This window comes from Methanospirillum sp., assembly GCF_035560735.1.
GTDB lineage: Archaea > Halobacteriota > Methanomicrobia > Methanomicrobiales > Methanospirillaceae > Methanospirillum.
In genome coordinates this window covers 1-4,810 of sequence record NZ_DATMYY010000111.1, presented here as the reverse complement: position 1 = coordinate 4,810, position 4,810 = coordinate 1, and the positions used below count along the sequence as shown (strand labels likewise).

Here is a 4,810-nt window from a genome sequence, read left to right as displayed (position 1 = left end):
TATGAAATTAAAGTGGGTTTGTATGGGATTATTCTGTCTCATTCTGTTATGTGGGACAGTATATGCTGATAATCGGAATGATGCAACGAAATACACTATCGCCATTCAGGATGAGAAAAACAATACTCCTGCATGGAATAACAATGAAGAGGATTTTATTTTTGCAAACAAAGGGTTTTTAGCAACAGATAATCCCCTGATTATTCCATCTCCATATCCCGGTATAACTGCATGGGATATGGAGGCATACAAGGCCATTGCCAATGGAACGAGACCGGATACGATAAATCCATTACTCTATCGGCAATTCCTGCTCAACAATATAAATGGGGTGTTCAATGTGACAGACGGCATATATCAGGTCAGGGGATATGATGTCACATCAATGAGCTTTATCAAAGGTAATACCGGTTGGATTATCGTTGATCCCATGATATCAGTCGAAACCGCAAAGGCTGCAATGGACCTGGTGAACAAAACAATCGGACATTATCCGGTAAAAGCAGTAATCTATTCGCATCCTCACGCTGACCACTACCAGGGAGTTAAGGGAGTTGTCACTGCTGAAGAAGTAGCAAACGGTGATGTTCAGATCATTGCTCCTGAACACTTCATGGATCATGCTTTAAGCGAAAATGTCTATGCTGGCAATGCCATGCAACGCAGGGCTACCTACCAGTATGGTATCCAGTTGCCCAAGGATGCCAAAGGAAACATTGACATAGGTCTTGGAAAGAGTCCCTCAGTAGGAACAGCATCTCTTATTCCCCCGACCCTGGATATTACGCATACCGGGCAGAAGGTTTCGATAGATGGAGTGAACATGGAGTTCCATCTGTCAGAAGATACCGAGGCACCGGTTGAACTTGATATCTGGTTCCCACAGAAGAATGCCCTTCTGGTATCTGAAGACTGTACGGCAACCTTTCATAATCTCCTTACACTTCGGGGAGCACAGGTCCGTGATCCACTTGCCTGGGCACGATCTCTCGACGAAGTAAGACAATTGTATGGTGATAAAGCTAAAGTCATGTTTAGTTCTCATCACTGGCCACGATTCGGTAATGACAAAGTTATAGAGATTCTTGAAAACCAGCGTGATTTGTACAAATACGTCAATGATCAAACCCTGAATCTCATCAATAAGGGATACACCATGGATGAGATCTCAAACATGATCCAACCTCCTGATTCCCTAAAGGAATTCTGGTATACCTACGGATTTTATGGTCAGATGTATATGGGAGTCAAGGCTACATACCAGAAATATCTTGGATTTTATGATGCAAATCCCATAAACCTCAATCGCCTTCCTCCGGAAGAGTATGCAAAAGAGATTACTAAGTACATGGGAGGAGCAGATGCAGCCATGGGACATCTGCAGCAGGATTATGATGCCGGTAAGTATGAACTGGTGGCCAGTATAGCAAATTACCTGGTATTTGCTGATCCGACAAATATGAAGGCCAGGGAGATGGAAGCAGCAGCACTTGAGCAGCTTGGATACCAGGAAGTTTCAGGAACCGCCAGGAATGCATACCTCTCCGGAGCCCAGGATCTCAGAAGAACCACTCCAATCAAAGAGATAAGCGGCATTTCACCTGATATTATGGCTGCTATGTCCGTGTCCCAGTTACTGGATTATATATCAGTCAGGGTCAATGGAGAGAAAGCTAAAGATGAGGATTACCAGATCAATCTGAAACTTTCAGATACTGGTGATAAAGCACTCATTCAGGTAAAGAATGAAGTAATCGAGTACTGGGTGGATACATCATCTCCAACTGCAGATGTAACTGTTGAGATGCCACGCAAAACACTTGAACAACTGGCTCTTGATCCTTCAGTAACTCCAGCTAATGTAACCACTACCGGTAATGCTGCGGTATTTGACCGGTTTGTCTCCATGCTGGATGTATTTGACCCAGGGTTCAACATCGTCACCCCCTAATTTTTTATCCGTTTTTTCCTTTTACCAGAACCTGAGAGTTCCAAGTTTTAATCATGCCCATGATACGATTCGTTGTCGTATCCGGTTCTTCAGAAACCTGGCTACTCATCAGGAATGCTATCTACTTCAACAGTGAATGGAATGTCCTGTTTGACTTAGTGAAGGAGTTGAATGTTGGATTGATCTATGTGGGAATTACGATCAGATGAATGAGAGAGATTTATTGCTAAATAATGTGGATATCCCGGGGATATCCCGGTTTACCTTATACTTGGTGACCCTATACAGTGTTCCTGAAGATCAAGGAACTCGAGGAATTTGTGATGATTTAAAAAAAGAGAATCTGATATGTTCAGATTTCTGACACACCTAGGATGAATTAACGGGATACCAAGCGTCCACGTTATCCGGGTTGCGTACAGATGGTACTGCAGAATCTGCCCACTTCATCCAGTCTCCAATGTTCTTCCAAACAAAATTACCAGAACTATCTTTCTCTAATGTGAAGAACCCATAACTGGCACGGGTTTTATCTCCGGCTGCATTGATACTCATACTTCCGGAGATTCCATGATATTTTTCGATTACGGATACCAGGGCTTCTTTTAATTGTTTAGCTTCCTGACTCCCATGCATAGAGAGCACTTGTGCGGCAATATCTGCGGCTTCATATGCTGAAAAAGCATATCCATCAGGTTCATACCCAATTTTCTCCTTCATTTGAAGAGGAATCTTGGATGAGAACAGATCTACCAATGTTAATGTATATCCTGAAAATTTACGTTGATCAGCAAAATCGGCGGCTTTCTCTGATTTCAAAAGTTTCTGACCAAACGTGTTCCCGTCGGTTCCGATCCATTGAACAAGAGACAGGTTCGGATATGCAGAGCTGGATGCCTCTTCCATTATTGGAATGATATCATCAAATGTGAATGCCAGAACCGCAACAGAACTCTTGTCTTCACGATCAAGAGCTGACCCTACGAGTGAATCAAGACGGGATACAATCTCTTTATAATCAGTGGCACTTGCATTATATCTCACAACTTCATCAGAACTGAGGGATTTCATCGATCTGTTCAGAATGGTCTCACCCTGGAAGTTACTCCATGAGTCTTCACGAACCAGTGGGATGACGTACCCGATATTCTCTTTTTGAAGGAGTGAATTGAGGGCTGCTTCTTCAGATGAGTCGTCGGGATTTAACCTGAATATGTTATCATCAGGGATAGTGAGTGAAGTTGCCGAACTGCCGGTGGCGACGATCACTACACCATTCGAGTCTGCATATGGCTTGATCGCTTCCAATTGTGCACTGCTGAGAGTTCCAATAATCAGATTGACACCTGATTCATGAAGCGACTTCACTGCTGCTAATGCAGAATCTGGATCTGATGAGATATCAGTTGAATTCAGAGAGTACGTTCGGTCTGAACCGATGTCAGCGTATACCGTTTTCAGATTTTCAATCGCTAACGATGCAGCTGCCTTACCCTCAATACCCTTTTGAGCAAGATCACCACTCGTCGGGTATATTCCATACACGACAATTTCATCCTTCGGGTTCTGGTTTGTATCTGCTGTCACAGAGCAGAAAAGAAAGACCGAAAAGACGATAAAACAGAGTATTACTGTTCTATGTACAAGCCATCCATCATGATTCATGATATAATCAATACGGAACTTGTACGGAAAAGGTTGACTATTAGTTTCAGTATCTTTATTTTATACAGTGTTTATTATAATAATCCTCTGACTTATTTTGAGTAAATCCTACTTGGGTTTTATCCAATCACATAAGGAACCGTGAGATCATCACACCAACTTTAACCGGCTCCTGAAAGATCAGTCCATGAGCAGTATCTTCTTCAACAACGAGTTCTGCTCCCGGTATAGCGTCTGCGGTGATCGTTGCATTCTGCGGTGGAGTAAAATTTTCCCGGTCACCGGTGATCACCAGAATCGGTCTCTTGATGAGATTGAGATCTGAATACACTCCCTTCCATCTGTCCATGGCCCCATACTGCTCCATAATAGAACGGTGGTCTGCTACTTTGCCGTGGTCCACAAACCAGCTCATCGGATCCGGGTGTTTGTTCCGGTACGAATCGGTCAGGAGGAGACGACCGGCCCGTTCAAGATAAACATCAAGATTTGGTGGCTCCATTTCCATCTCTTCAGTGACCCCGTCATTCCGGGGGATGCACTTTGATCCACCACAATCAGACTTATGAGAACAAGGTGGATCATCCATTCATTTTTTTGATCCGTGATAAAAAGTCCGGGATTATACTTTTTATCGGACGGGTTATGAATCCGACAGGATCAGTCCCATTCACCGTCGATTTTACCCAAACACCTACGATTGCACTGGAAATCCCAGCAGGTCTCGATCGCTTTTCAGAATAATGATGACCATTTGGAAACAAATCAGAGAGAGGATAATTCCCCACCTGATCAAACTCACCGTATGATATTCCAGTAATTATCTGCTTAACTCAACGGTTAAGTAAGATTATCTGAACCTAGTAGTATGGGTAAGGTTCTTGTGTACATCGCATCCAGTCTGGATGGGTTTATTGCATGACGTGATGACGATATATCTTGGCTGGATAATTTTTCAGGTGATTCTGCATGATGGCATCCCGCTTTATAGTCAACTCACAAGAGAGATCTCTCTAAACCTCATCGATACTGTGAAATTCCAGACTGGTATGGTTGAACTCAGGTATTCTCTGAAAAACCAATAAAATCAGTAGTCTGAAAGGAATGTTATTATCCAATCAACCTTGAAGGTGGATAAAACCGAAAAAAATATGAATTTTCGAAAAACCTGTACATCTTCACAATACAAATACC

5 protein-coding genes are annotated in these 4,810 nt (G+C 42.9%); 3 read left to right on the top strand and 2 right to left on the bottom strand.

All coding sequences use genetic code 11. The features are described from left to right. On the top strand, positions 1-1,951 hold a 1,951-nt coding region (locus VN429_RS03525), incomplete at its 5' end, for an alkyl/aryl-sulfatase (protein WP_325629854.1). A 53-nt stretch (positions 1,952-2,004) separates the two neighbouring features. Then, on the top strand, positions 2,005-2,160 hold the full coding sequence (locus VN429_RS03520) for a hypothetical protein (RefSeq protein ID WP_325629852.1): 156 nt from the start codon (positions 2,005-2,007) through the stop codon (positions 2,158-2,160). A gap of 160 nt (positions 2,161-2,320) precedes the next feature. Here the strand turns inward: VN429_RS03520 and VN429_RS03515 are convergent, their stop codons facing one another. After that, complete coding sequence (locus tag VN429_RS03515) at positions 2,321-3,616, bottom strand: ABC transporter substrate-binding protein (RefSeq protein ID WP_325629850.1); 1,296 nt, start codon at positions 3,614-3,616, stop codon at positions 2,321-2,323. A gap of 127 nt (positions 3,617-3,743) precedes the next feature. Then, positions 3,744-4,205, bottom strand: a complete 462-nt coding sequence (locus VN429_RS03510) for an alpha/beta fold hydrolase (protein ID WP_325629848.1) — start codon at positions 4,203-4,205, stop codon at positions 3,744-3,746. Between VN429_RS03510 and VN429_RS12510 the strand changes: the two genes are divergently transcribed. Continuing rightward, positions 4,193-4,360 (top strand): serpin family protein, encoded by a 168-nt coding sequence (locus VN429_RS12510; protein WP_349255482.1) that lies wholly within the window; start codon positions 4,193-4,195, stop codon positions 4,358-4,360. The two genes, VN429_RS03510 and VN429_RS12510, sit on opposite strands and share 13 nt — an antisense overlap. The last annotated feature ends 450 nt before the right edge of the window (positions 4,361-4,810 follow it).

What these genes read in the sequence shown, in the direction of transcription:
- VN429_RS03520 (WP_325629852.1), top strand. Translation starts at nt 2,005, where the DNA reads ATGCCCATGATACGATTCGTTGTCGTATCCGGTTCTTCAGAAACCTGG.
- VN429_RS03515 (WP_325629850.1), bottom strand. Translation starts at nt 3,616, where the DNA reads ATGAATCATGATGGATGGCTTGTACATAGAACAGTAATACTCTGTTTT.
- VN429_RS03510 (WP_325629848.1), bottom strand. Translation starts at nt 4,205, where the DNA reads ATGGATGATCCACCTTGTTCTCATAAGTCTGATTGTGGTGGATCAAAG.